At 68.7% G+C, this 22,956-nt stretch carries 18 protein-coding genes and 1 pseudogene; 6 read left to right on the top strand and 13 right to left on the bottom strand.

Annotation, left to right across the window (positions count from 1 at the left end):
* Positions 1–13: 13 nt before the first annotated feature.
* Both ACFJGU_RS12410 and ACFJGU_RS12405 read right to left on the bottom strand, forming a co-directional pair.
* Positions 14–1,294, bottom strand: a complete 1,281-nt coding sequence (locus tag ACFJGU_RS12410; RefSeq protein ID WP_382303820.1) for an extracellular solute-binding protein — start codon at positions 1,292–1,294, stop codon at positions 14–16.
* Positions 1,295–1,342: 48 nt separating this feature from the next.
* A complete protein-coding gene (locus ACFJGU_RS12405) occupies positions 1,343–2,497 on the bottom strand; it encodes an ROK family transcriptional regulator (RefSeq protein ID WP_382303819.1) in 1,155 nt (384 codons plus the stop codon).
* 104 nt (positions 2,498–2,601) lie between these two features.
* Between ACFJGU_RS12405 and ACFJGU_RS12400 the strand changes: the two genes are divergently transcribed.
* On the top strand, positions 2,602–2,955 hold the full coding sequence (locus ACFJGU_RS12400) for a YrdB family protein (protein WP_092547803.1): 354 nt from the start codon (positions 2,602–2,604) through the stop codon (positions 2,953–2,955).
* Positions 2,952–4,097, top strand: a complete 1,146-nt coding sequence (gene nagA, locus ACFJGU_RS12395) for an N-acetylglucosamine-6-phosphate deacetylase (protein ID WP_382303818.1) — start codon at positions 2,952–2,954, stop codon at positions 4,095–4,097. The genes ACFJGU_RS12400 and nagA overlap by 4 nt, the downstream gene beginning before the upstream one ends.
* 144 nt (positions 4,098–4,241) lie before the next feature.
* Here the strand turns inward: nagA and ACFJGU_RS12390 are convergent, their stop codons facing one another.
* On the bottom strand, positions 4,242–5,459 hold the full coding sequence (locus tag ACFJGU_RS12390) for an NADP-dependent isocitrate dehydrogenase (RefSeq protein WP_382303817.1): 1,218 nt from the start codon (positions 5,457–5,459) through the stop codon (positions 4,242–4,244).
* Positions 5,460–5,613: 154 nt separating this feature from the next.
* On the opposite strand from ACFJGU_RS12390, the gene ACFJGU_RS12385 reads away from it, so the two are divergent.
* The 3 genes from ACFJGU_RS12385 to ACFJGU_RS12375 are packed head-to-tail and all read left to right on the top strand — an operon-like array spanning position 5,614 to position 6,853.
* Positions 5,614–6,066 (top strand): GNAT family N-acetyltransferase, encoded by a 453-nt coding sequence (locus ACFJGU_RS12385; RefSeq protein WP_382303816.1) that lies wholly within the window; start codon positions 5,614–5,616, stop codon positions 6,064–6,066.
* Positions 6,063–6,446 (top strand): MGMT family protein, encoded by a 384-nt coding sequence (locus ACFJGU_RS12380; RefSeq protein WP_382303815.1) that lies wholly within the window; start codon positions 6,063–6,065, stop codon positions 6,444–6,446. The genes ACFJGU_RS12385 and ACFJGU_RS12380 overlap by 4 nt, the downstream gene beginning before the upstream one ends.
* Entirely contained in the window at positions 6,443–6,853 is a 411-nt protein-coding gene (locus ACFJGU_RS12375; RefSeq protein ID WP_382303814.1) for a hypothetical protein, read from the top strand. The genes ACFJGU_RS12380 and ACFJGU_RS12375 overlap by 4 nt, the downstream gene beginning before the upstream one ends.
* Before the next feature lie 50 nt (positions 6,854–6,903).
* Here ACFJGU_RS12375 and ACFJGU_RS12370 read toward each other — a convergent pair whose 3' ends face one another.
* The 9 genes and pseudogenes from ACFJGU_RS12370 to sucC all read right to left on the bottom strand — a co-directional run bounded on the left by ACFJGU_RS12370 (position 6,904) and on the right by sucC (position 18,340).
* On the bottom strand, positions 6,904–8,712 hold the full coding sequence (locus ACFJGU_RS12370) for an ABC transporter ATP-binding protein (RefSeq protein WP_382303813.1): 1,809 nt from the start codon (positions 8,710–8,712) through the stop codon (positions 6,904–6,906).
* Positions 8,709–10,613: an ABC transporter ATP-binding protein gene (locus ACFJGU_RS12365; protein WP_382303812.1), complete on the bottom strand. Its 1,905-nt coding sequence runs from the start codon at positions 10,611–10,613 to the stop codon at positions 8,709–8,711. The genes ACFJGU_RS12370 and ACFJGU_RS12365 overlap by 4 nt, the downstream gene beginning before the upstream one ends.
* Before the next feature lie 172 nt (positions 10,614–10,785).
* Positions 10,786–11,994, bottom strand: a complete 1,209-nt coding sequence (gene ddaH / locus ACFJGU_RS12360; protein WP_382303811.1) for a dimethylargininase — start codon at positions 11,992–11,994, stop codon at positions 10,786–10,788.
* A gap of 68 nt (positions 11,995–12,062) precedes the next feature.
* Complete coding sequence (gene purH / locus ACFJGU_RS12355) at positions 12,063–13,682, bottom strand: bifunctional phosphoribosylaminoimidazolecarboxamide formyltransferase/IMP cyclohydrolase (RefSeq protein ID WP_382303810.1); 1,620 nt, start codon at positions 13,680–13,682, stop codon at positions 12,063–12,065.
* The gene (purN, locus tag ACFJGU_RS12350; RefSeq protein ID WP_382303809.1) at positions 13,679–14,272 is read right to left on the bottom strand and encodes a phosphoribosylglycinamide formyltransferase; all 594 of its coding nucleotides are present in this window, start codon (positions 14,270–14,272) and stop codon (positions 13,679–13,681) included. The genes purH and purN overlap by 4 nt, the downstream gene beginning before the upstream one ends.
* A gap of 2 nt (positions 14,273–14,274) precedes the next feature.
* Positions 14,275–15,354, bottom strand: a pseudogene (locus tag ACFJGU_RS12345) (DUF6350 family protein); the annotation flags it as partial.
* 281 nt (positions 15,355–15,635) lie between these two features.
* A complete protein-coding gene (locus ACFJGU_RS12340) occupies positions 15,636–16,148 on the bottom strand; it encodes a hypothetical protein (protein ID WP_382303808.1) in 513 nt (170 codons plus the stop codon).
* 102 nt (positions 16,149–16,250) lie between these two features.
* Complete coding sequence (gene sucD / locus ACFJGU_RS12335; protein WP_382303807.1) at positions 16,251–17,153, bottom strand: succinate--CoA ligase subunit alpha; 903 nt, start codon at positions 17,151–17,153, stop codon at positions 16,251–16,253.
* 17 nt (positions 17,154–17,170) lie between these two features.
* Entirely contained in the window at positions 17,171–18,340 is a 1,170-nt protein-coding gene (sucC, locus tag ACFJGU_RS12330) for an ADP-forming succinate--CoA ligase subunit beta (RefSeq protein WP_382303806.1), read from the bottom strand.
* A gap of 221 nt (positions 18,341–18,561) precedes the next feature.
* Between sucC and ACFJGU_RS12325 the strand changes: the two genes are divergently transcribed.
* On the top strand, positions 18,562–20,469 hold the full coding sequence (locus ACFJGU_RS12325) for a hypothetical protein (RefSeq protein WP_382303805.1): 1,908 nt from the start codon (positions 18,562–18,564) through the stop codon (positions 20,467–20,469).
* Positions 20,470–20,543: 74 nt separating this feature from the next.
* Here ACFJGU_RS12325 and ACFJGU_RS12320 read toward each other — a convergent pair whose 3' ends face one another.
* Positions 20,544–22,955, bottom strand: a complete 2,412-nt coding sequence (locus tag ACFJGU_RS12320; protein ID WP_382303804.1) for an ATP-dependent helicase — start codon at positions 22,953–22,955, stop codon at positions 20,544–20,546.
* Between the last annotated feature and the right edge of the window lies 1 nt (position 22,956).

Raw genomic sequence — 22,956 nt, 5'->3', positions numbered from 1 at the left:
AGGAGTTCAGAGGCTAGCCATTGAGAATGGAGTCGATCTTCTCGTCGAGCGCCTTCGCCAGCTGCTCCACGTCGCCGCCCTGGGCGATCGACACGAAGAAGTCGGTGAGCGCCCCGGAGGCCTCCACGTCGGCCCACTTCGGCGAGGCCGGGGTGAGCTTGGCGTTGGCTGCCGCCTCGGCGATCGCCTTCGCGACGTCGTCGGTGCCGAGGGTGGATGCCAGCGAGAGCTTGGCGGGAACGAGACCGTTCTCCCCGAGGATCGTCTGGTAGTCGTCGCTCAGCATGATCTCGAGCGCGTCGGTGGCGAGATCGGGATGAGCCGACTTGGCCGCCACGGCGATGTTCGAGCCGCCGGCGAACACGTGCGCCGCGCCGCCGTCCTTACCGGGGAGCGCGTACACGCCGAGGTTGGCTTCCTGGTCGGGGCACCCGGGCGCATCCGCGTCGGCCGGGGCGAGGATCGACCCCTTCACCCAGCTGGGCGCCGACAGGTTGGCTACCGTGCCCTCGCAGAACGGAACCTGCGGGTCGGTCTCGTTGCCGTCCTTCGGAGCGACGGACGCCTTGGTCATGACCTCCTGCACCTGCTTCAGACCCTCGATCGACTCGGGGCTCGAGAAGGTCGAGGTCCAGGTGTCGCCGTCCTGCGTCGCGATCTCGCCGCCGGCCTCCCAGATGTAGGGCAGGGCGTTGTACCAGTCCTGGCCGGGGAAGTAGATGCCCGAGACGCCCGGGTTCGCCTGCGCCAGCGCGATGCCGTTCGAGACGTACTGGTCGAGCGTGGTGGGAACGGTCAGACCGGCGTTCGCGAGCAGGTCCTTCTTGTAGAACACCAGGCGAGCGCCCGAGTAGTAGGGCGCGGCGTAGAAGGCGCCGTCGTAGCTGCCGGCCTCCACGAAGCCGGGGAGCAGGTCGTCGCCGCCGAGCTCCTCGTACTTGTCGCTGAGGTCGAGGAACGCGCCGGCCGAGGTGAAGGCCGCGGCCTGCGTGTTGCCCACCTCCACCACGTCGGGGCTGTCGGAGCCCGAGAGGTTCGTCGTCAGCTTGTCGACCAGCCCCGTCCAGCTCTGCTCCTCGATGGTGAGGGTGGAGCCGGGGTGCTCGCTCTCGAAGGTGGTCTTCAAGTACTCGCGAGCGGCATCCGGGGTGTCGGTGCCGTTCAGCCAGACGCGGATGTCCGCGCCGTCGGCCGCGTCGGTGCTGCCTCCCGACGAAGTTCCACCGGCGCATCCGGCGAGCGCGAGAGCTGCCGTGACGCCGAGGGCGGTGACAGCGAGTGTCGTCTTCCTCATTGTGTTCTACCTTTCCTAGGGCGATGGATATCTGGGTGCGAAGGGCTCTTACGAGACCCCGAGTTGGCCGGAGAGGACCATGACGGCCGCGCCGCGCAAGACGATGTCCTGCCCGAGCGTGGTCATCCGAAGCGTCACGGAGCCGTGGAACTCGGCCATCGTTCGGTTTCGGAGCGTCTCGACGGTGGCGGCCGCGAGCGGCCCGTCGAGAAGTTCGGTGGGGCCGGCGAGGATGACCTCGCTGAGGTCGAGCGCGCCGACCACCGGGGCGAGGGCGATGCCGAGTCGCTGACCGGCTTCCTGGAGCACGGCCGTTCGCGCGGCGTCGTCCTCCCCCTCGAGTCGTTCGATCAGGTTCGGGATGCTCAGCCACGTCTCGAGGCAGCCGCGCTTGCCGCAGGCGCACACGGCTCCCCCGTCGGTGCCGACCACCACGTGCCCGATCTCGCCCGCGGCGAAGCGGCTGCCGAACAACGGTGTGCCGCCGAGCAGCAGGCCCGCGCCCACACCGTGACCGATCTTGATCAGCATCGCGTCGCTGTCGGCACCGCCGAAGCTGTGTTCGGCCAGCACGGCCGCGTTCGCGTCGTTGGCCACCAGCACGGGAACACCGAAGCGGGCGTTCAGGATGCTCTGCAGCGGCATCCCGTTCCACCCCAGGTTCGGAGCGCTCAGGACGACGCCTCCGAGATCGACAACACCGGGTGAGCCGACGCCGATGCCGAGAATGGGCACGGTCGCCTGGTCGACCAGCTGTTGCGCGAGCGCGACGACCTTCTCGACAGCCGCGTCGCCTGTGCTCCCGGCGAGGGCCACTTCGGCCCGGGCGCTGATGCCGCCGTCGAGGTCGAGCAGCGCTCCCGAGAAGGTGGAGTGCTCGGAGAGGTCGAGGCCCACGATCACGAAGGCGCTGCGGTCGAGATCGAGCAGGGTCGCGGGCTTGCCGGGGCGGGTCTCTTCGCGCTGGCCAAGTTCCACCACGAGGCCGTCGGCGATGAGGTCGGCGACGAGCGCGCTCACGGTGACGCGGGTGAGGCCGGTCTCCCGGGCGATGTCGGCGCGGCTGCGGCGGCCGGAGCGGTAGAGCGTCTGCAGCACGAGCGAGCGGTTGTGCCCCCGAGCGTGTTCGGGCAGCACCTTCGAGCTGGGTCGGAGGGCCCTGCCGTGTGCGAAGCCCGCATTCGACGCCGATGTCGTGGTCATGTTTGTTAGTAAAGCTTACGAACAAACGCCGCCACAAGAGCCGGACCACATTTGCTAGCGATCTTTACAAACTCGAAACAAATCGCGACCAGTACCATTGTCAGGTGCCTGAAGAACCCCCCGACAGCCGCCTCGGCGTCAACGACTTCGTCCGCTTCCTTCTCGAGCTGTTCGCGTTCTTCACCTTCGCCTTCTGGGGCTTCGTGGCGTGGCCGTTCCCGTGGAACGTCGCGTTCGGCGTCGCGACCCCGCTCTTCGCGATCGTGGTCTGGGCGCTGTTCCGCTCCCCCAAGGCCGTCATCCGCATCGACCCCTTCGGCAAGGCGCTGGTCGAGATCGTCATCATGGGCTCCGCGGCGCTGGCCTGGCTGATGCTCGGTCAGCCGATCATCGCCGTGGTGTTCGGCGTGCTGGCCGTCATCTCCGGTGTGATCGCGGGGCGCAAGGAGTTCCGATGAGCGTCCTGGTGCACAGCGGCCGGAAGGTGGATGCCGACGGCATCGACGCCGACTTCTGGTTCCTCGCCGAAGGCGACCGCATCCAGCGCACCGGCACCGGCGAGGGCTGGCGCGAGCACCTCACCGCCGAGACCGAGATCCTCGACGCGAGCGGACTCTGGCTGACGCCCGGGTTCATCGACATCCACGGCCACGGCGGCGCCGGGCATTCCTTCGACGACGGCACGGAGTCGATCCGCGCCGCCCTCGCCCTGCACCGCCGGCACGGCACCACCCGGTCGGTGATCTCGCTCGTGGCGAACCCCGTGCCGTCGTTGCTCGTGGGGCTCGAGACGGTGGCGAGTCTCGCTGACACCGATCCGCTCGTGCTCGGCAGCCACCTCGAGGGCCCTTTCCTGGCGCGCAACCACCGCGGCGCCCACAACCCCGACTTCCTGCACTCGCCCACCCCTGAGGAGGTGTCGCTCATGATCGCGCGGGGGCGCGGGCACCTCGTGCAGATCACCATCGCTCCGGAACTGCCAGGGTCGCTCGAAGCCATCGACGCCTTCGTGGCGGCGGGCGTGGTGGTGGCCGTGGGCCACACGGATGCCGACCTGGCGCTCACCCGCGAAGCGTTCGACCGCGGCGCCACGCTGCTCACCCACGCCTTCAACGCGATGGCCGGCATCCGTCACCGCGAACCGGGCCCGGTGGTGGCCGCGTTCGACGACCCGCGCGTGGGCCTCGAACTCATCGTGGACGGTTTCCACGTGCATCCGGATGTCGTGAAGATGGCATTCCGGATCGCCCCCGACCGTATCGTGCTGATCACCGACGCCATGGCCGCCGCCGGCTCGGTCGACGGCCACTACCGCCTCGGCACGCTCAACGTGAGCGTCACGGGCGGACGTGCGATGCTCTCCGGCACCTCGACCATCGCGGGCTCGACCCTCACCCAGGATGCAGCGCTGCGCTGGGCGGTCGGCGCCTCGGGCATCGACCCGGTCCTCGCCGTCGCGGCGCTCACCGCGAACCCGGCGCGCGCCATCCGTCGCGATCACGACCTGGGGTACCTCCGCCCGGGCTACGCCGCCGACGCCGTGCTCCTCGACGCCGACTGGGCCGTCCAGTCCGTCCTGGCGGCCGGCCGCCCTCTCTAGCCGCTTCATCTGGATGGCGATCGGGGCCTCCGTCGCGAATGGATGGAGCTTCAGCGGCGTATCCACCAGAACTCCATCGGCTTGAACACGCAGAAGGCCCCCAGCCGCTGGGCGGTGGGGGCCTTCTGGGATCAGACGGGGAACCTAGGCGGCCATGCGCGCCTTGAGGTTCTCATCCAGCGTGGCGAGGAACTCCTCGGTGGTCTGGTACGGCTGGTCGGGGCTCACGAGCAGCGCCAGGTCTTTCGTCATCTTGCCCGACTCGACCGTCTTGATCACGACGTCTTCGAGGGTGAGCGAGAAGTCGATCAGCTCCTGGTTGCCGTCGAGCTTGCCGCGGTGGGCGAGGCCACGCGTCCAGGCGTAGATCGAGGCGATCGGGTTGGTCGACGTGGGCTTGCCGGCCTGGTGCTGGCGGTAGTGCCGGGTGACGGTGCCGTGAGCGGCCTCCGCCTCGACGACCTTGCCGTCGGGCGTCGACAGCACCGAGGTCATGAGGCCGAGCGAGCCGAAGCCCTGCGCCACGGTGTCGCTCTGCACGTCGCCGTCGTAGTTCTTGCAGGCCCAGACGTAGCCGCCCTCCCACTTCATGGCCGACGCGACCATGTCGTCGATCAGACGGTGCTCGTAGGTGAGGCCGGCGGCGTCGAAGCGCTCCTTGAACTCGGTCTCGAAGATCTCCTGGAAGATGTCCTTGAAACGGCCGTCATAGGCCTTCAGGATCGTGTTCTTGGTGGAGAGGTAGACCGGGTAGTTGCGGCTCAGGCCGTAGTTGAGCGAGGCGCGGGCGAAATCGCGGATCGAGGCGTCCTGGTTGTACTGCACCTGGGCGATGCCGTCGTCGGGCGCGTCGTAGACCTCGAACTTCAGCGGCTCGGAGCCGTCTTCCGGGGTGAACTCGACGGTCAGCTTGCCCTTGCCCTTGAACACGAAGTCGGTGGCGCGGTACTGGTCGCCGAAGGCGTGACGGCCGATGATGATCGGCTTGTTCCAGCCCGGCACGAGGCGCGGGATGTTCGAGATGATGATCGGCTCACGGAAGATGACGCCACCGAGGATGTTGCGGATGGTGCCGTTCGGCGACTTCCACATCTTCTTGAGGCCGAACTCCTCCACACGCGCCTCGTCGGGCGTGATGGTGGCGCACTTGACGCCGACGCCGTGCTTCTGGATGGCGTGAGCCGCGTCGATCGTGACCTGGTCGTCGGTCGCGTCGCGGTGCTCGATGCCGAGGTCGTAGTACTCGAGGTTCACATCGAGGTAGGGGTGGATCAGTGTGTCTTTGATGGCCTGCCAGATGATTCGAGTCATCTCGTCGCCGTCGAGTTCGACGACGGTGCCTTCAACCTTGATCTTGGACAATTCAGCTCCTCAACAGCCGCCGGAAATGGGCCGTCAGCCAGTTTACCCGTTCCCGGAGATATCTCGACATCGAGATAGTTTCCGGAGAGCGAACGATGCCCGAGTGCGGCTCGGCGCGCTGGCGCGGCCCCATCGCAGACGTTAGCCTGAGTCCATGAGTGAACTGAGGCTCGAAGAGCTGTCGGCATCGAACATCGTGGCGGCGAACACGCTCTCGCTGAAGCCTGGGCAGGAGCAGTTCGTGGCTCCGGTCTCGCACTCCATCGCCGAGGCGTACGTCAACCCGGTCACGGCCTGGCCTCGTGTGGTGCTCGAAGACGACGAGGTCGTCGGCTTCATCATGGGCAATTTCGATCCGGATGCGCCGGAGGTCGAGTTCCGCGGCTGCATCTGGCGCATCAACGTGGCCGCGACGGCCCAGGGCCATGGCGTCGGTCGATTCGCGGTGCTCGCGCTGGCCGACGAGGCGCGTTCGCGCGGCTTCGACCGTGTCACCGTCATCTTCGAGCAGGGCGAAGCCGGCCCGGCGGCGTTCTTCGAGAAGCTCGGGTTCGTGCCGATCGGCGAGACCCCGTACGGCGAGACCATCGCCGCACTGGATCTGTGAGCCCTGGCCCCACCGATCCTCCCGAGGCGGACTCCCCGCCTTCCTTCGTCGACGACGTGCTCGACATCGTCGACTCGATCCCGCCCGGGAAGGTGCTGAGCTACGGCGACATCGCCGCGCTCCTCGGAACCCGTGCCGCGCGGGCGGTCGGAAGCGCGATGCGACGGTACGGTCACGCGCATCCGTGGTGGCGAGTGGTGCGCTCGGGAGGGCTCCCACCTGCCGGCCACGAGGCACGCGCACGTGAGCACTACGAGGCCGAAGGCACCCCGCTCCGAGCGATCTCGCGGGAACCAGGGTATGCAGTCGAGTACGCTGTAGCTCGGTGGCAGCCGTTGCACCCGGATGCCCAGCAGGAGAGGATCACCCACAGCCGATGAAAAGACGAGCGCTTCTCGCCGGATTAGCGGCGGCAGGACTCGTCGCAACGCTGTCCGGTTGCACCCTGGCGAACGCGATCACTCCGCCGATCGAGACCCAGCTCTACCCGACGAAGGCCGACGCCCAGGCGTCGAGCGCCACCATCGCGATCCCGTCCTGGGTGCCCGACGATGCGCAGATGATCCGCATCAAGGAGAACTCCGAGACCGGCGAGGCCATCATGCAGTTCGGCGATCCGGCGCCCGAGGCCATCGGCGGCCCGTGCGACGCCTCGATCGCCGGCAACGAGCCGCCGCTCGACGACACCTGGTGGCCCCAAGCACTCGACACCTCGGCACTCACCTGCCAGGACGGCTGGCACATCTCCTTCATGTACGGCTCGCAGTACTTCGCCTGGAAGCCGTGATCTGACGGCCCGACCGGCCGACCCGATTCGGGCCGCCGGTCGAGCCCCGCTCAGACGAGCGACTCGCGCCAGGAAGCGTGCAGCTGCGCGAACCGTCCGGTTCCACCGATCAGTTCTTCGGGCGTACCGTCTTCGACGATCCGGCCCTGCTCCATCACGAGCACGCGGTCGGCGATCGAGACCGTCGACAAGCGGTGGGCGATGATCACGGCCGTGCGGTCGGCGAGCAACGTCTGCAGCGCATCCTGCACCAGACGCTCGCTCGGGATGTCGAGCGACGCCGTCGCCTCGTCGAGGATCAGCACGGTCGGGTTCGCCAGGAACGCGCGCGCGAAGGAGATCAGCTGCCGCTGACCGGCCGAGACACGCCCGCCGCGCTTGTTGACGTCGGTCTCGTAACCGTTCGGGAGTCCGCGGATGAAATCGTCGGCGCCGACCGCGCGGGCCGCCGCGATGATCTCGTCGCGGCTCGCCTCGGGCTTGCCGATGGCGATGTTGTCGGCCACCGTTCCGGAGAACAGGTAGGCCTCCTGGGTCACCATCACGATCGCGCGCCGTAGGTCTTTGGGGTGCAGGTCGCGCAGGTCGATACCGTCGAGCGTCACCCGCCCGGCGGTGGGGTCGTAGAACCGCGAGATCAACTTCGCGAGCGTCGACTTGCCCGCTCCCGTCGATCCGACCAGCGCGATCGTCTGCCCCGCCGGAATGACGAGGTCGAAGGAGGGCAGGATCGGCCGGTCGGCCGTGTAGCCGAACTCGACGTCGTCGAAGGTGACGGCCCCGGTCGACTCCCAGAGGTCGACCGGCCGCTCGGGGTCGGCGACGCTGGGCTGCTCCTCGAGCACGCCCGAGATCTTCTCCAATGCGGCCGTGGCGCTCTGGTAGCCGTTGTAGAACATCGCCATGTCCTCCATCGGATCGAAGAACCGGCGCGTGTAGAGCACGGCTGCCAGCAGTACACCGATCTCCATCCCGCCGTCGACCACCCGGAACCCGCCGAGCAGCAGCACCACGGCCACCGCCACGTTGCCGATCAGCACGAGGCCGGGGTCGTAGATGCCGAACAGCCTGATCACACGGGCGTTGGCGTCTCGGTTGTCCTCGACCAGCCCGCCGAACTCCACCTCGTTGCGCTTCTCCTTGCGGAAGGCCTTGACGGCACGGATGCCCGTCATCGTCTCCACGAAGTGCACGATCAGCCGTGCGGATGCGACACGCGTGCGCCGGAACATCTGCTGCGACCGCAGCTGGAACCAGCGCGTGAGGATGAGCAACGGCACCAGCGCGGCGAGCAGGATCAACCCCGACTCCACGTCGAGCAGGAACAGTGCGACCGCGGTGAACGCCATGTAGAGCACGCCCTGCACGAGCTGGTTGATGCCCGAGTCGAGCAGCTCCCGGATCGCGTCCAGGTCGCTGGTCTGGCGCGAGATGATGCGGCCCGAGGTGTAGCTCTCGTGGAATTCCAGGCTCAGCTTCTGCGTGTGCAGGAAGACGCGCTTGCGCAGGTCGAACAGGATGGCCTGGCTGATCCGCGCGGACAGCACCGTGAACCACGCGATCAGCACCGCACCGACCACACCGGCGAGCAGGTAGGCCACACCGGCCAGGGCCACGGGCATCCAGTTCTGGTCGAGCAGCGCGGGCAGACCGGTGTCGATGCCGTAGGCGATGATCGACGGGCCGGCAACCTGAGAGATTGTGCTGATGATCACCACGACGATGCTGAGCGCGAGGCGCGCCCGCATCGGGCGTACGAGCGACCCGAGCAGCCGTAACGAACGCTGCCGGATCTGGCGGCTCTCCGCGCGGGAGAAGTCGTCGCGCTCCTCCCCCTCGACTCCGAGGACGGACGTCATGATGCCACCTCCTTCGTGGTGATGCCGCGTTCCGCATCGCGGATCTCAGCGCGTTCTTCGGCGTCGCGTCGCTCGGCCCGCGCCTCGGCCTCGCGCACCTCGGCGCGCTCGTCGGCGTCGAAGCTCGAGATCACGAACCGGTAGTGCGGACTTGTGGCCAGGAGCTCCGAGTGCGTGCCGACCGCGGTGACCCGGCCGTTCTCGAGCAGCGCGACGCGGTCGGCGAGCGCCACGGTCGACGGCCGGTGCGCCACGATCAGGGCGGTGGTGGTGGCCAGCACCCGCCGGAGCGCGGCTTCGACCAGGGCCTCGGTGTCGACATCCAGCGCCGACAGCGGATCGTCGAGCACGAGGATGCTCGGCCGGGCCGCGATGGCGCGCGCGAGCGCCAGGCGCTGCCGCTGCCCGCCGGAGAGGCTGAGTCCCTCTTCGCCCACCTTCGTGTCGAGGCCCAGCGGGAGGTCGTCGACGAAGGTGGCCTGCGCGATCTCGAGCGCCTCGCGCAGGTCTTCCTCCGAGGCATCCGGCCGACCGAGCAGCACGTTCTCGCGCACCGTCTGGCTGAACAGCGTGGCCTCTTCGAAGGCCATGGCGATCCGCGTGCGCAGCTCGTCGCGGCTGAGGTCGCGCACGTCGACGCCGTCGACCCGCACCGATCCGCCGGTCACGTCGTAGAGCCGCGTGGTGAGGGCGGTGAGTGTCGACTTGCCCGATCCGGTCAGACCGACCAGCGCCATCGTCTCGCCTGGCCGGACGGTCAACGTCACGCCGTCGATCAGGTCGGGGAACGACTCCGGCGCATCCTGGTAGCGGAAGTGCACGTCGTCGAAGGTCAGCTCGCCGTGCCCGTCGACGACGCTGACCGGCTCGGCCGGGTCTTCGATGGTGTTGACCGAGTCCATCACCTCGAAGAAGCGGAGGGTCGCGGTCTTCGCGTCGAGCGTCATGGCGAGGAAGTAGCCCATCGACCAGATCGGGAACAGCAGCACCGTGCCGGTGGCGAAGAAGGCCACCAGCTCGCCGACCGACGAGGCGCCGGTCGAGGCCAGCCACACGCCGACCACGAGGCACACGCCGAACGCGAGGTCGGGGATGAGGGTGAGGTAGAGCCAGATGCCGGCGATGGCCTTGGCCTTTTCGATCTCGGTGCCGCGCAGCTGTTCGGCCTGCGACTCGAACCGCTTCAGCGCATAGCGGCTGCGGCCGAACGCCTTGAGCACACGGATGCCGTGCACCGACTCCTCGACGCTGGTGGCCAGGTCGCCGGCCTGGTCTTGACTGCGGCGCGCGACATCCGAGTACTTGCGCTCGAAGGCGAAGCTGTAGGCGATGACCGGCACCGCGGCGGCGGCGAAGATGAGGCCCAGCACCCAGTTGAGGCTGATCAGGATGATCACGCCGCCGACCAGCGTCAGCACGTTGACCACGAGCAGCACCAGCCCGAAGGAGAGCCATCGGCGGATGAGGTTGAGGTCGCTGACGGCGCGCGACAGCAGCTGGCCGCTCGGCCAGCGGTCGTGGAACGACACCGGGAGGTCTTGCAGCTGCGCGTAGAGGGAGTTGCGCATCCGCGCCTCGACGTGCGTGCCCGGGGTGAGCACGAGCGCTCGGCGCGCGCCGATCAGCACGGCCTCGATGACCCCGAGGGCGAGAACGATGCCTGCGGCGAGCCAGATCTGGCTCGCGTCGCCGTCGGCGAGCGGGCCGTCGACCATCCACTGCAGCACCTGCGGGATGGCCAGCGCCACCACGCTCGCCGAGAGCGACACCACCATGGCGGCATAGATGCGCGGCAGAGCACTCTGCACGTAGGGCCGCAGGCGCGACAGCACCGCCACCGTTCCGGCAGCGGGCGCAGTCCCGGCAGCGGGCGCAGCGGTCGAGCTGGGCGTTTCTGACATTCGTGATCTCTCTTCGCAACACGCGTCGTGTTCGTGGCACAACGCTTTGCCACACGCATGGATTCCCCGAGTGGCGTCGTCGGGGCACGCTGATCACCCCCTTTCCGGGGGTGGAGGCGTCGCGGCAGCCTTACAGGCTATCGGCCGGTGACCGCGAAAAGCAACAGGGAATTCAGCGCACCCGCACGGAGAGGCAGGTGACGCATCCTTCGAGCTTCTCGAACTCGGAGATGTCGACTGAGATGACGCGGTAGCCGAGTCCTTCGATCAGTCGCGCCGACTCCGGTGCGCTCGCAGCCACGAGCACGGTGTCGTCGGTGAGCACCACGACGTGGGCGCCGCTCGGCTCCGGCATCTCGAGGAAGCGGTCGAAGATGAACGGGTCGTCGACCAGGGGACGGTAGCCGATGACCGTTCCGTCCGGCAGGGCCGTGACCGCGCTCTTGAGGTGCAACGCCTTGGTGACGGGCACCGCGACGACGGAGTACCCGCGCGGAGCGAGGATCTTGCGGAGCTGACGGATGCCGTCGGAGTTCGTGCGCCCGCCGCGCCCCACGAACACCGTGGTGCCGACCTTCAGCACGTCTCCCCCGTCGAGGGTGCCGGGCCGCTCGATGCGCTTCGCCTCGATGCCGAGCGAGCGGATGCTCTCCTCCACCGCCGGCAGTTCGGCGATGCGCGAATCGGCGCCGGGGCTCGCGATGACCGCCAGCGTTCCGAACATCACCACCGTGTCCTCCACGAACACGGAGTCGGGGAGTTCGTCGGCGAGGGGGACCTCCACCGGATCCCAGCCGCCGCCGGTCAGCGCCGCGACGTACTCCTCCCATTGCTCCTCGGCGAGTTCGAGATCGACCTCGCTGCGCTCGATGTGGGTCACGATGCCCTCGGGGAGCGAGGCGGCCGGCCGGCGCACGAGCACGTACTTCTTGCGCAGCACCTCCTGCTCCTCGTCGATCGCGATACGGGTGTGGATGCGCCGGGCCAGGGTGACCGAGGCGATCACCGCCGCGAGTTCGAAGATCAGATTGGTGCCGATCAGCGTGCCGAACAGCTGGCCGACGAGGTCGCCGCTCAGCACGGCCCCGTTCGCGAGTGAGGCGATCCCGGTGCCCACCAGGCCGGCGAGCGCGGCCGACACGACCCCCGCGATCAGCGCCGCGTACCACCGCTGGTAGGCCCCGATCAGGCCGAACACGGCCGAGAGCACGAAGAGCGCGATCGTGCCGTCGATGAAGAACAGGAACGCGACGCCGAAGGCCTGCACGGCCTGGCCGTTCGCCACGAACACCGCGAGGGCGGCCGATGCGAGGGCGACCACCGCGATCACGGCCGCAGCCGCCACCGAGGCGGTGAGCGACCGGAGTCGGAACGATGACATGTCTTGACCTTAGGTGATGGTGCCTGGATGCTTCCGGCGAGCGAGGTGAACGCGCGCTCGGAGTGGGATCAGTGGAAGAAGTGCCTCTCGCCGGTGAAGTACATCGTGACGCCGGCCTTCTCGGCCGCCGCGATCACGTCGGCGTCGCGCACCGATCCGCCGGGCTGCACGATCGCCTTGACGCCCGCCTCGATCAGCACCTCGGCACCGTCGGCGAAGGGGAAGAACGCATCGGAGGCGGCCACCGACCCTGCGGCCCGGTCACCGGCGCGGGTCACCGCGAGCTGGCACGAGTCCACGCGGTTCACCTGGCCCATGCCCACACCGACGGATGCTCCGCCCTTCGCCAGCAGGATGGCGTTCGACTTCACCGAACGGCAGGCCTTCCACGCGAACTCGAGGTCGGCGAGGGTCGCCTCGTCGGCGGGCGCACCGGCCGCGAGGGTCCAGCGCGAGCGGTCGAAACCGTCGAACACGTCGGGTGTTTGGGCGAGGAATCCGCCGCTGATCTGGCGCAGCTCCACGTCTTCGCGGCCGTAGCCTTCCGGCAGCGTGAGCAGGCGCAGGTTCTTCTTGGTCGACAGCAGCTCGAGGGCGTCGGCGTCGAAGGCGGGGGCGATCAGCACCTCGGTGAAGATGTCCTTCACGGTCTCGGCCATCGCGAGGGTCACCGGGCGGTTGGCCGCGATCACCCCGCCGTACGCCGAGACGGGGTCGCAGGCATGCGCCTTCGCGTGGGCGGAGGCGATCGCGTCCGGCGCATCCGGATCGGCCAGCGCGATGCCGCAGGGGTTCGCGTGCTTGATGATCGCGACCGCCGGCTCGGAGAAGTCGTAGGCGGCGCGGACCGCGGCGTCACCGTCGACGAAGTTGTTGTACGACATCTCCTTGCCGTGCAGCTGGATCGCCTGGGCGATGCCGTGGCCTCCGGCGCGGGTGTAGAGAGCGGCCTGCTGATGCGAGTTCTCGCCGTAGCGCAGGGTCTGGGCCTTCTCGGCGGTGACGGAGAGCGCATCCGGGAACCCGCTCGGGGCATCCGTCGAGGCCGCGTCGTCGGCGCCCAGCTGCTGGGCGAACCAGCCGGCCACCGCGGTGTCGTAGGCGGCCGTGTGCGCGAACGCCTCCGCGGCGAGCGCGCGGCGCACCTCGAGGCCGGTTCCGCCCGCGGCGAGGGTGGCCACCACGTCGGCGTAGCGCGAGGGCGAGACCACGATGGCCACGTTCGCGAAGTTCTTCGCCGACGCGCGCACCAGGGCGGGGCCGCCGATGTCGATCTGCTCGATCACCGCGTCCGGAGCCGCGCCCGAGGCGACGGTCTCGCGGAAGGGGTAGAGGTTCACCACGACGAGGTCGAACGGACGGATGCCGAGCTCCTCGAGCTGGTGCTTGTGCGACTCGAGCCGCAGGTCGGCGAGGATGCCGGCGTGCACCCCCGGGTGCAGGGTCTTGACGCGGCCGTCCAGCGACTCGGGGAATCCGGTGACGCTCGAGACCTCGGTGACCGCGACGCCGGCTTCGGCGATGGTCTTGGCGGTCGAGCCGGTGGAGACGATCTCGACGCCGGCGCCCGCGAGGGCCTGAACCAGCTCGACCAGCCCCGTCTTGTCGCTGACCGAGATCAGCGCCCGGCTGATCGGCACCGTGTCGCGATGCGTGTAGAGGCTCGGGTCGTGCTGGGGGCCACTCATCGTGCTGCTATCTCCTTGAGGTCGACTGCTCCGTTGGCGATGTCGAGCACGGCCTGCACCAGCAGGTCGCGTTCGACGGACTTGATGCGCTCGTGCAGCTCGTGCTCGGTGTCTCCCGGGTAGACGGGCACGGAGCGCTGCACGATGACCGGCCCGGTGTCGACGCCCTCGTCGATCACGTGCACGGTGACGCCGGTGGTGTCGACGCCGGCTGCGAGCGCGTCGCGCACGGCGTGAGCGCCGGGGAACGCGGGCAGCAGGGCCGGATGCGTGTTGATGATGCGCGGGGTGAGTGCCGACACGACGGCGGGCGGCAGGATGCGCATGAAGCCGGCGCACACCACGAGGTCGGGCGACCAGCGTTCGATCTGCTCCAGCAGCTCGGCGCCCCATGCCTCACGCGACGGGAACGAGGTCGGCACGACCGTGAAGGCCGGGATCTCGAACTCCTCGGCGTGCTCGAAGCCCGGGGCATCCGTATCGGAGCCGACGGCGATGACTCGGGCGGGATACTCGGCATCGCTGGACGCTTCGAGGAGCGCCCGGAGATTGGAGCCTCCCCCGGAGATCAGGACCAGGAGAGAGAGCACTCTCACAGTCTATCGGCAGCTCCCGGGCCGCCCGCGCGGGCGCCGGCGACCAGCCCGAGCAGCATCGACACGGTCAGTTCGACGAAGGCCCACACCCAGACCCAGCCCGCATCCGGACCGACCTCGGCCAGGCGGCCCGGCCCCGCAGCGCCGCCCGACCAGAGGGCGAGGAGAGCGAGGATGCTCGCGCCGACCACGCCTCCGCCCACGGCGGTGAGCACGAGCCTCAGCACGCGGGGACCACCACTCCGCGCGGTGCTCGGGCTGGGGCCGATCCGGCCGTTGACGTTCGCGAGGAAGGCGGGCCGCAGCACTGCCCCGGTGACGTAGCCGACCACGATCGGTACGAGCAATCCGGCGAAACCAAGAGCGGGCGTTCCCTGCGGCAGCGCCCCGAACACCGGCAGAGAGGGAACGAGTCCGAGCTGCGTGCCGAGCGGCGACACGGCCGATCCGGCGCCGAGGGCGAAGCCCGGGCCCACGAACCAGCTCGCGGTCCAGATGATCAGGTTCGGCAGCAGGGCGAGCTGAGCCAGAGTGAGCGAGATCCCGCCGAGCAGGCCCGCTTGCAGGCTCTCGTAGAGCGAGACGATCGACGAGAAGCCGAAGACGAGGATGAGCGCCATCGCAACAGCCGAGAGCCCCACCACCCCGGCGGCCGCGATGGCACCGGCTCGGAGGACGAGCGCCACGAGACCCCGGTCGCCCGGTGCGATGGCCTGCAGGCGGACGCTCCAGCGCCGGCGGATGCCGGACGTGGTGCCGAATTCGAGCGGCGCGACGCGTCGCGAAGTCCAGGCGTAGCCGATCGCCAGCCCCATGGCGTAGACGAACGCCGGATAGAGGAAGCTCTGCAGCAAGGAGGGCAGGGCGGCCGGATCGCGCACGCTCAGCGCGACGAGGCCCGCCAGCACCCCGAGACTCACCACCCCGACGACCGCGCCGGTGACCGGGTACGGGGTGGCCGTGAGACGGCGGCCCGACCGGGCGCCGAGGAGCACGGTCACGAGCGCGAAGCCGAGGGGCGCGATCCCCACCTCGAAAGGGCAGTTGGGCGCCGTCGAGCGCGAGGCGCAACGCCAGGTCGGGGTCGATCGTGAAGAGCACGTCGACGCCGTTCCCCAGGAGCCAGGCGTCGCCGGAGGCGCGCCAGAACACGAGCCAGTCGATGGCCAGGCCGAACTGGGTCGCCCACAGGATCGTGAGCGGGATGAGAGGGATGCCCACCCCGATTGCGACGACGATCACCGCGTCGAGGGCGGCGAGCAGAGCGGTGACTGGGCGATTCATGCGTGGCCGAGCCTACCCGCCGGGTGGGCGCATCCGTCGACGGCGCGCTCGGTGCGGGGAAGGCGACGATCGCTCAGTGGAAGATGGCCTTGAGCAGGATGACGGCGACCCCGAGTAAGGCGGTAGCCGTGCCGCCGAGCAGGCAGAAGTACCAGCGACTGCCGCGCTCCGCGAAGGCGAGGGTACCGAGCACGAAGAGGATGACGACGCCCACGAGCAGGGCGAGCACGTAGGCGAGCTCCTCGGAGAGGATGCCGGCGGCCCCGAGCGCGAGCACGAGGATCGGGATGATCGCCGCGATCAAGAGGCCGGCGGAGTGGCGGACGGCATCGCCGAGGGCTTCTCCGAGCGGGATCTCGGTGCCGCCCCGCTTGCCATGGTGGGCGACGGTGGCGGCGAAGACGTGGGCGATCCAGAACACGAAGCTGGTGGCGGCGACCACCACGAGCAGGTCGAAGTCGCTCTCGTCGTCGTCGGCGAGCACGATCAGCGCGCTCACGATGATGGTGCCGTAGATCGACTCCGGCGTCACCAACTGATGGCGTAGCCGCCGGTACAGACTCTGTTCGGCGTGCGTCTGCGTCATGCTTTCATTGTGCCAGGGCGAGCGCTCGTGTTCGGAAACGCAAACGTCGCGGCGACCGAGCCACATGTGGCTCGGTTGCCGCGACGTTTGCGGTTTCCGACGTTACAACGCGGCGTAGACCTCGCGCAGCAGGGCCGCGGTCTCGCTGGGGGTCTTGCCGACCTTCACACCCGCGGCCTCGAGGGCTTCCTTCTTCGCCTGCGCGGTGCCGGCCGAGCCGGACACGATCGCGCCGGCGTGTCCCATCGTCTTGCCCTCGGGGGCGGTGAAGCCCGCGACGTAGCCGACGACGGGCTTCGTGACGTTGGCCTTGATGAAGTCGGCCGCGCGCTCCTCGGCGTCGCCGCCGATCTCGCCGATCATCACGATCGCCTTGGTCTCCGGGTCGGCCTCGAACGCGGCGAGCGCGTCGATGTGCGTGGTGCCGATGATGGGATCGCCGCCGATACCGATGGCGGTCGAGAAGCCGAGGTCGCGCAGCTCGTACATCATCTGGTAGGTCAGCGTGCCCGACTTCGAGACGAGACCGATCGGGCCCTTGCCGGTGATGTTCGCCGGGGTGATGCCGACGAGCGCCTCACCGGGCGTGATGATGCCGGGGCAGTTCGGGCCGATGATGCGGGTCTTGTTGCCCTTGGCCTTGGCGTAGGCCCAGGCCTCGGCCGAGTCCTGCACCGGGATGCCCTCGGTGATCACGACGAGGAGCGGGATCTCGGCGTCGATGGCCTCGACGATCGCGTCCTTCGAGAACGCCGGCGGCACGAAGGCGATCGACACGTCGGCGCCGGTGGCCTCGATGGCCTCGGCGACCGTGGCGAACACGGGCAGTTCGACGGCGTTGCCGTCCTTGTCGGTGTGGCTGACCGTCGTGCCGGCCTTGCGGGCGTTCACGCCACCGAGCACCTGGGTGCCGGCCTTGAGCATGAGGGCGGTGTGCTTGGTGCCCTCACCGCCCGTGATGCCCTGGACGATGACCTTGGAATCCTTGTTCAGAAAAATCGACATGTTCTCTCGTCCTCTACTTACTTCGCCGCTGCGGCGAGTTCAGCGGCCTTGTCGGCGCCGTCGTCCATCGTCAGGGCCAGGGTCACGAGGGGGTGCGCGGCCTGCTGCAGGATGGCGCGGCCCTCCTCCACCTTGTTGCCGTCGAGCCGCACCACGAGCGGCTTGGTCGCGCTGTCGCCCAGGACTTCGAGGGCGCCCACGATGCCGTTGGCCACCGCGTCGCACGCCGTGATCCCGCCGAAGACGTTCACGAACACGCTCTTGACCTGCTCGTCGCCGAGGATCACGTCGAGCCCGTTCGCCATCACCTGAGCGGATGCTCCGCCGCCGATGTCGAGGAAGTTGGCCGGCTTCACGCCGTCGTGCTTCTCTCCCGCGTAGGAGACCACGTCGAGGGTGGACATCACGAGGCCCGCGCCGTTGCCGATCACGCCGACCTGACCGTCGAGCTTCACGTAGTTGAGGCCGAGCTTCTTGGCTTTGGCCTCGAGCGGGTCGGCTGCCTCGGCGTCTTCGAGGGCCTCGTGGCCGGGGTGCCGGAAGTCGGCGTTCTCGTCGAGCGAGACCTTGCCGTCGAGCGCGATGATGTCGCCCTCTTCGGTCAGCACCAGCGGGTTGACCTCGACCAGGGTCGCGTCTTCGCCCTTGTAGACCTCCCACAGCTTCACGAACACCGGGGCGACCTTGTCGACCAGCTCGGCGGGGAACTTCGCGTCGACGGCGATCTGCTTCGCGGTCTCGAGGTCGATGCCCGCGATCGGGTCGACCTCGATGCGGGCGAGCGCCTCGGGACGCTCGACGGCGAGCTGCTCGATCTCCATGCCGCCCTCGTAGGAGGTGAGGGAGAGGTAGGAGCGGTTGGCTCGGTCCAGCAGCACCGAGAAGTAGAACTCCTCCGCGATGCGGGCGCCGCCGGCGACCATGACGCGCTTGACGACGTGACCCTTGATGTCCAGGCCCAGGATGGCCTTCGCGGCCTCTTCGGCCGCCTCGGGGTCCTTGGCCACCTTGACGCCGCCGGCCTTGCCGCGGCCGCCCACCTTGACCTGGGCCTTCACCACGGTGACGCCGCCGAGCTTCTCGGCCGCCGCCCTGACCTCTTCGGGTGTGTCGGCGACGATGCCCGGCAGAACCGGCACACCGTAGCTCTCGAACAGATCACGGGCTTGGTACTCGAATAGATCCACGCTGGTCTTCCAATCGATTTCTTCTCGTCGCCCCATGTGGACGGGGCATGACTCAAGGCTCGACGAAGAGAAGGTTCCCCTTCATCGCTCCGGACACCACCTAGAACTCTACCCCCGCGACGGGGGCCGTCCTGTCCTCCCCGGAGGGGCGGACGGAGGCGGTTGTGCACAGATCTTCGGCCGACCCGATGCTCCGGATCCGCAGCCTCCACGCTGGATCCATGAACCGAATCCCCCGCATCCTGATCGCCGCTCTCCTCAGTCTCCTCACCGTCTCGCTGGCCGTCTCGGCGGGCGCCACCGCGTTCGCCGTGCAAGCTGTCGCGCACGGTCAGGGGGTGATCTGGAGGGTCGATCACACCTCCTGGCTCGGCAATTACGAGCTCGACGACGGCAACTCCGGCTACTGCATCGATGTCACCCGCCCCACCCCGCACGGTGCGGATTTCGATTACGTCGACGGCGCCGCGGCCGGATGGTTCTCCGCCGACGACTCGGCGCGGCTGGCGTTCATCTCGCGGCGGTGGGGAGCGCCGGGCGATCCTCTGACGGCGGCGGCCGCACAACTCGCGGTCTGGACCATCACGGGCCTCGCCGGCCACGACCAGGCCTACTTCGCCCAGCGAGCGAACGAGAACGCCGACCTCGTGCTGCAGGCGGCGAACCACATGCTGCAGCTCGCGAACGGCGACGCCGGGGCCTCGCGCGGAGTCTCCGCGACCGCGGAGCTCGTGCTCGACGGCTCGAAGGGCTCCGTGGTCTCGCAGCTGACGGCCGACTACTTGTCCGGCCCGGTGTTGGTCGCGCCCGGATCGTTCTCGGGGCGGATGACGCTGCACGGCGCCACGTTCGACGGTGGGGGCACGACCGCCCTGGTGGGCAACGGGGTGACCACACGCATCCATCCTGAGCAGTCCGGCGCCACCGAAGAGGTGACGGTCGACGTCGTCTACGACGATCTGCCCTTCGGTCCCGCGTTCCGCCTCGGCCGAAACACCGGCGACAGCCAGAATCTGCTCGTCACCCACCCCTTCCCCACCTCGGCGCGGGCATCGGATGCCGAACGCGGGCCGACCGGGCTGCCCTTCCACCCGCAGGTGCAGACCACCACGAGCAGCGCGGTGGCGGACCCGGGTGCCTCGCTCACCGACACACTCGAGCTGGCGGTGCATCCCGACTCCCCCACCGGAGACGAGTGGGGCGTGTACCGGGCCTCCGACGGATCGTTCGAACCGATCCCGGTGGTGATCGAGAGCGTGCTCTTCGGTCCGTTTTCGACGCGGCCGGAGGAGAGCGATGCCCCGCCGGCCGATGCGCCCGTGGTATGCACGGTCGAGACCCTGGTGGAGACGGGGCCGGGCAGGCTGGAGTCACCGCCCTGCAGCGTGCCCACCGTGGGGTACTACGTCTGGACCGATTCGATCGATCCCGCGCGCACCCCGTTCGACAAGGGCGGCGACCGATTGATGGCCTGGGCTTCGCGATTCGGGGTGGCCTCGGAGACGACCGTCGTCCCGGTCACGCCGAAGATCGCGACGGCGGCCTCGGCGGCTGAGATCTCCGACCACGGATGCGTGAGCGACCGGTTGACGGTCGACGGACTGCCTGACGGGGCGGAACCGATCACGGTGACGTCGAGACTGCTCGGTCCGCTCACCCGACGTCCCGCCGAAGGATCCACGCCGGAGGGGTGGGCCGACTTCCCGCTGGCGGGCACGGTCAGCACCACCATCGACACGAACGGCACTCATGAGACGCCGTGCATCCGCGTCAGTGCACCGGGCTATTACTACTTCGTGTTCGAGTCGGACGGCAGCGATCCTTCGGTGCACGCAGACGACGGCCGCGGCAACGGAGCGGCCGATGAGGCGTGGCGATCCGCGTCATCATCCGTCGTGCTGCCTGCGCTCGTGCCCGCCTTTTCCGACACGCGAGTTCACGAGTCCGAATCCGTGGCGGTGTCCGCGCCATCCGCTCCGCCGTCGCCCGCGCCGACGCCGCCGTCAGCGGCGAAGCTGGCCCAGACCGGCGGGGGCGGTGCACCGACGGCGATGTCCACCACGCTCGCCGTAATCGCGATCATCGCGGGCCTGGCCGTCGTGGGTCTCGCGTCACGGCGCGTGCGATGACCTCCGTCTGCGTCCGCTCGAGCACGGGCTCCAGGCCCGGCGCCGGTCCGGGCGAGCGAACCGCCCGCGGTGGCTCAGATCTTCTCGATCGGCGCGATCTTGATCAGCAGCTTCTTCGGTCCGGCCGCCTCGAACTGCACGTGGGCGACGCGCTTGGGGCCCTCTCCGGTCACCTGGTTCACTCGGCCCTCGCCGAAGTCGGTGTGTCGGATGCGATCGCCGGGCTGCAACTCGAGGTCTCCGTTGTCGCGCACCTGGCCGGTGACCCGGTTCGCCCACTCGGTCTTCGGTCGCGGTGGCCCGGGCGGGATGCCGAGTCCCGAATCGCTGCCGAAGCGGGAGCCGCTGCCATAGCCGCCCCGGCCGCGGTTGGCGTTCAGCGCCCGCGGTTCCGACCCACCCCGCGAGGTGGCCATGCCGGGAGACTGGATCCAGTCGATCAGCTCGGCCGGGATCTCCTGGAGGTAACGGCTGGGCATCGCCACGGCGGTCTCGCCGAACTGGGCGCGGGTCATCGCGAGCGAGAGGAAGAGCCGCTTCTTCGCCCGCGTGATGCCCACGTAGAAGAGGCGCCGCTCCTCGGCCGGACCGCCGGGCTCACCGGCCGACATACGGTGCGGCAGGAGGTCCTCCTCGACCCCGGTGAGGAAGACCGCTTCGTACTCCAGCCCTTTGGCGGTGTGCAGGGTCATCAACGACACGGTGCCGCTGGAGTCGTCGAGGTCGTCGACCGCGGCCACCAGCGAGACCTCGGTGAGGAAGTCGAGGAGGGTCCCGTCGGGGTTGTTGCGGTTGAATTCCTTCGTGACCGCGAGGAGCTCCTCGACGTTCTCGGCGCGCGCCTCGTCTTGCGGGTCGCGCGTCGCGCGGAGGCTCTTGACGTAGCCGCTCTTCTCCATCAACAGCGCGAGCACTTCGCTCACCTGGGCCTCGCCACCCGGGCGATCCGGAGTCACCAACTCGGTGGCCTCGTCGAGCAGGGCGGCGAGCTGCAGGATGGCTCCCGTCACTTTCGGGCCCAACCCGAGCTCGGAGGCGCGGCGCATCGCCTCGCGGTAGCTCACGTTCTCGCGCTCGGCGAACGACGCCAACTGCGTCTCGGTCGCCGGGCCGATGCCCCGCTTCGGGGTGTTCAGGATGCGGCGCAGGGCGAGCCCGTCAAAAGGATTCGCCACGGAGGTCAGGTAGGCCATGGCGTCTTTGATCTCGGCCCGCTCGTAGAACTTGGTGCCACCCAACACCCGATACGGCAGGGCGGAGCGGATGAAGATCTCCTCCAGTGCACGGGTCTGCGAGTTGGTGCGGTAGAACACGGCGATCTGGTTGTAGGCCATACCGCCCTCGTGCAGCTTGGCGATCTCGTCGGCCACGAACTGCGCCTCGTCGTGGCCGGAGTACCCCGTGAACCCGACGATCTTCTCGCCGTCGCCCACAGCAGTCCAGAGCTTCTTGTCTTTCCGGTCGAAGTTGTTCGAGATGACGGAGTTCGCCGCCGACAGGATGTTCTGCGTCGAGCGATAGTTCTGTTCGAGCAGCACGACGCGAGCGCCGGGGAAGTCGCGTTCGAACTCGACGATGTTGCGGATGTCCGCACCACGGAACGCGTAGATCGACTGATCGGAGTCGCCCACCACGGTGAGCGAGGCGCCGCCCCCGCCGAACGCCGCGATTCCCGCCAGCTCGTTCGACTCCGGCGGCTTCGTCAACTCCCGGATGAGCGCGTACTGCGCGTGGTTGGTGTCCTGGTACTCGTCGACCAGGATGTGCCGGAACCGCCGCTGGTACTTCTCGGCCACCTGCGGGAACGCGCGGAACAGGTAGACGGTCTGACTGATCAGGTCGTCGAAGTCGAACGCGTTCGCGTCGCGCAACGCCCGCGAGTAGGCACGGAAGATCTCCACGAACATCGCGTCGTTCGGGTCGGAGAAGTTGGCCTGACGCGCGTAGCTCTCGACGTCGGTGAGCTCGTTCTTGAGCTTCGAGATCTTGCCCGTCACCTGCGCCACCGTGAAGCCGAAGGTGTCGGCCTGCAGGTCTTTGATGATGCGCTTCACGAGAGCCCGCGAATCCTGCGAGTCGTAGATCGTGAAGCTCTTCGTGAAACCGAAGTTCTCGGCTTCACGACGAAGGATGCGTACGCACGCCGAGTGGAAGGTGGAGATCCACATCCCCTCCGCCACGCGCCCCAGCAGGTGACCGACGCGCTCGCGCATCTCGGCCGCCGCCTTGTTGGTGAAGGTGATGGCGAGGATCTGGCTCGGCCAGGCCTCGCCACCCTTGATCAGGCTCGCGATGCGGTGCGTGAGCACCCGCGTCTTGCCACTGCCCGCGCCGGCCACGATCAGCAGGGCCGATCCGCGGTAGACCACCGCTTCGCGCTGCTCGGGGTTCAGGCCCTCGAGCAGTTCATCGTCTTCGGCGGCAGGCCCCGTGCCGCCGACCACGATCGGCGTGATGCGGGGGGTGGTTTCGGTGGCGTCGCTCATG

Origin of the sequence: Herbiconiux sp. UC225_62 (genome assembly GCF_042694625.1) — a bacterium.
Taxonomy (GTDB): Bacteria; Actinomycetota; Actinomycetes; order Actinomycetales; family Microbacteriaceae; genus Herbiconiux.
This window is presented reverse-complemented; position numbering and strand designations above follow the sequence as displayed.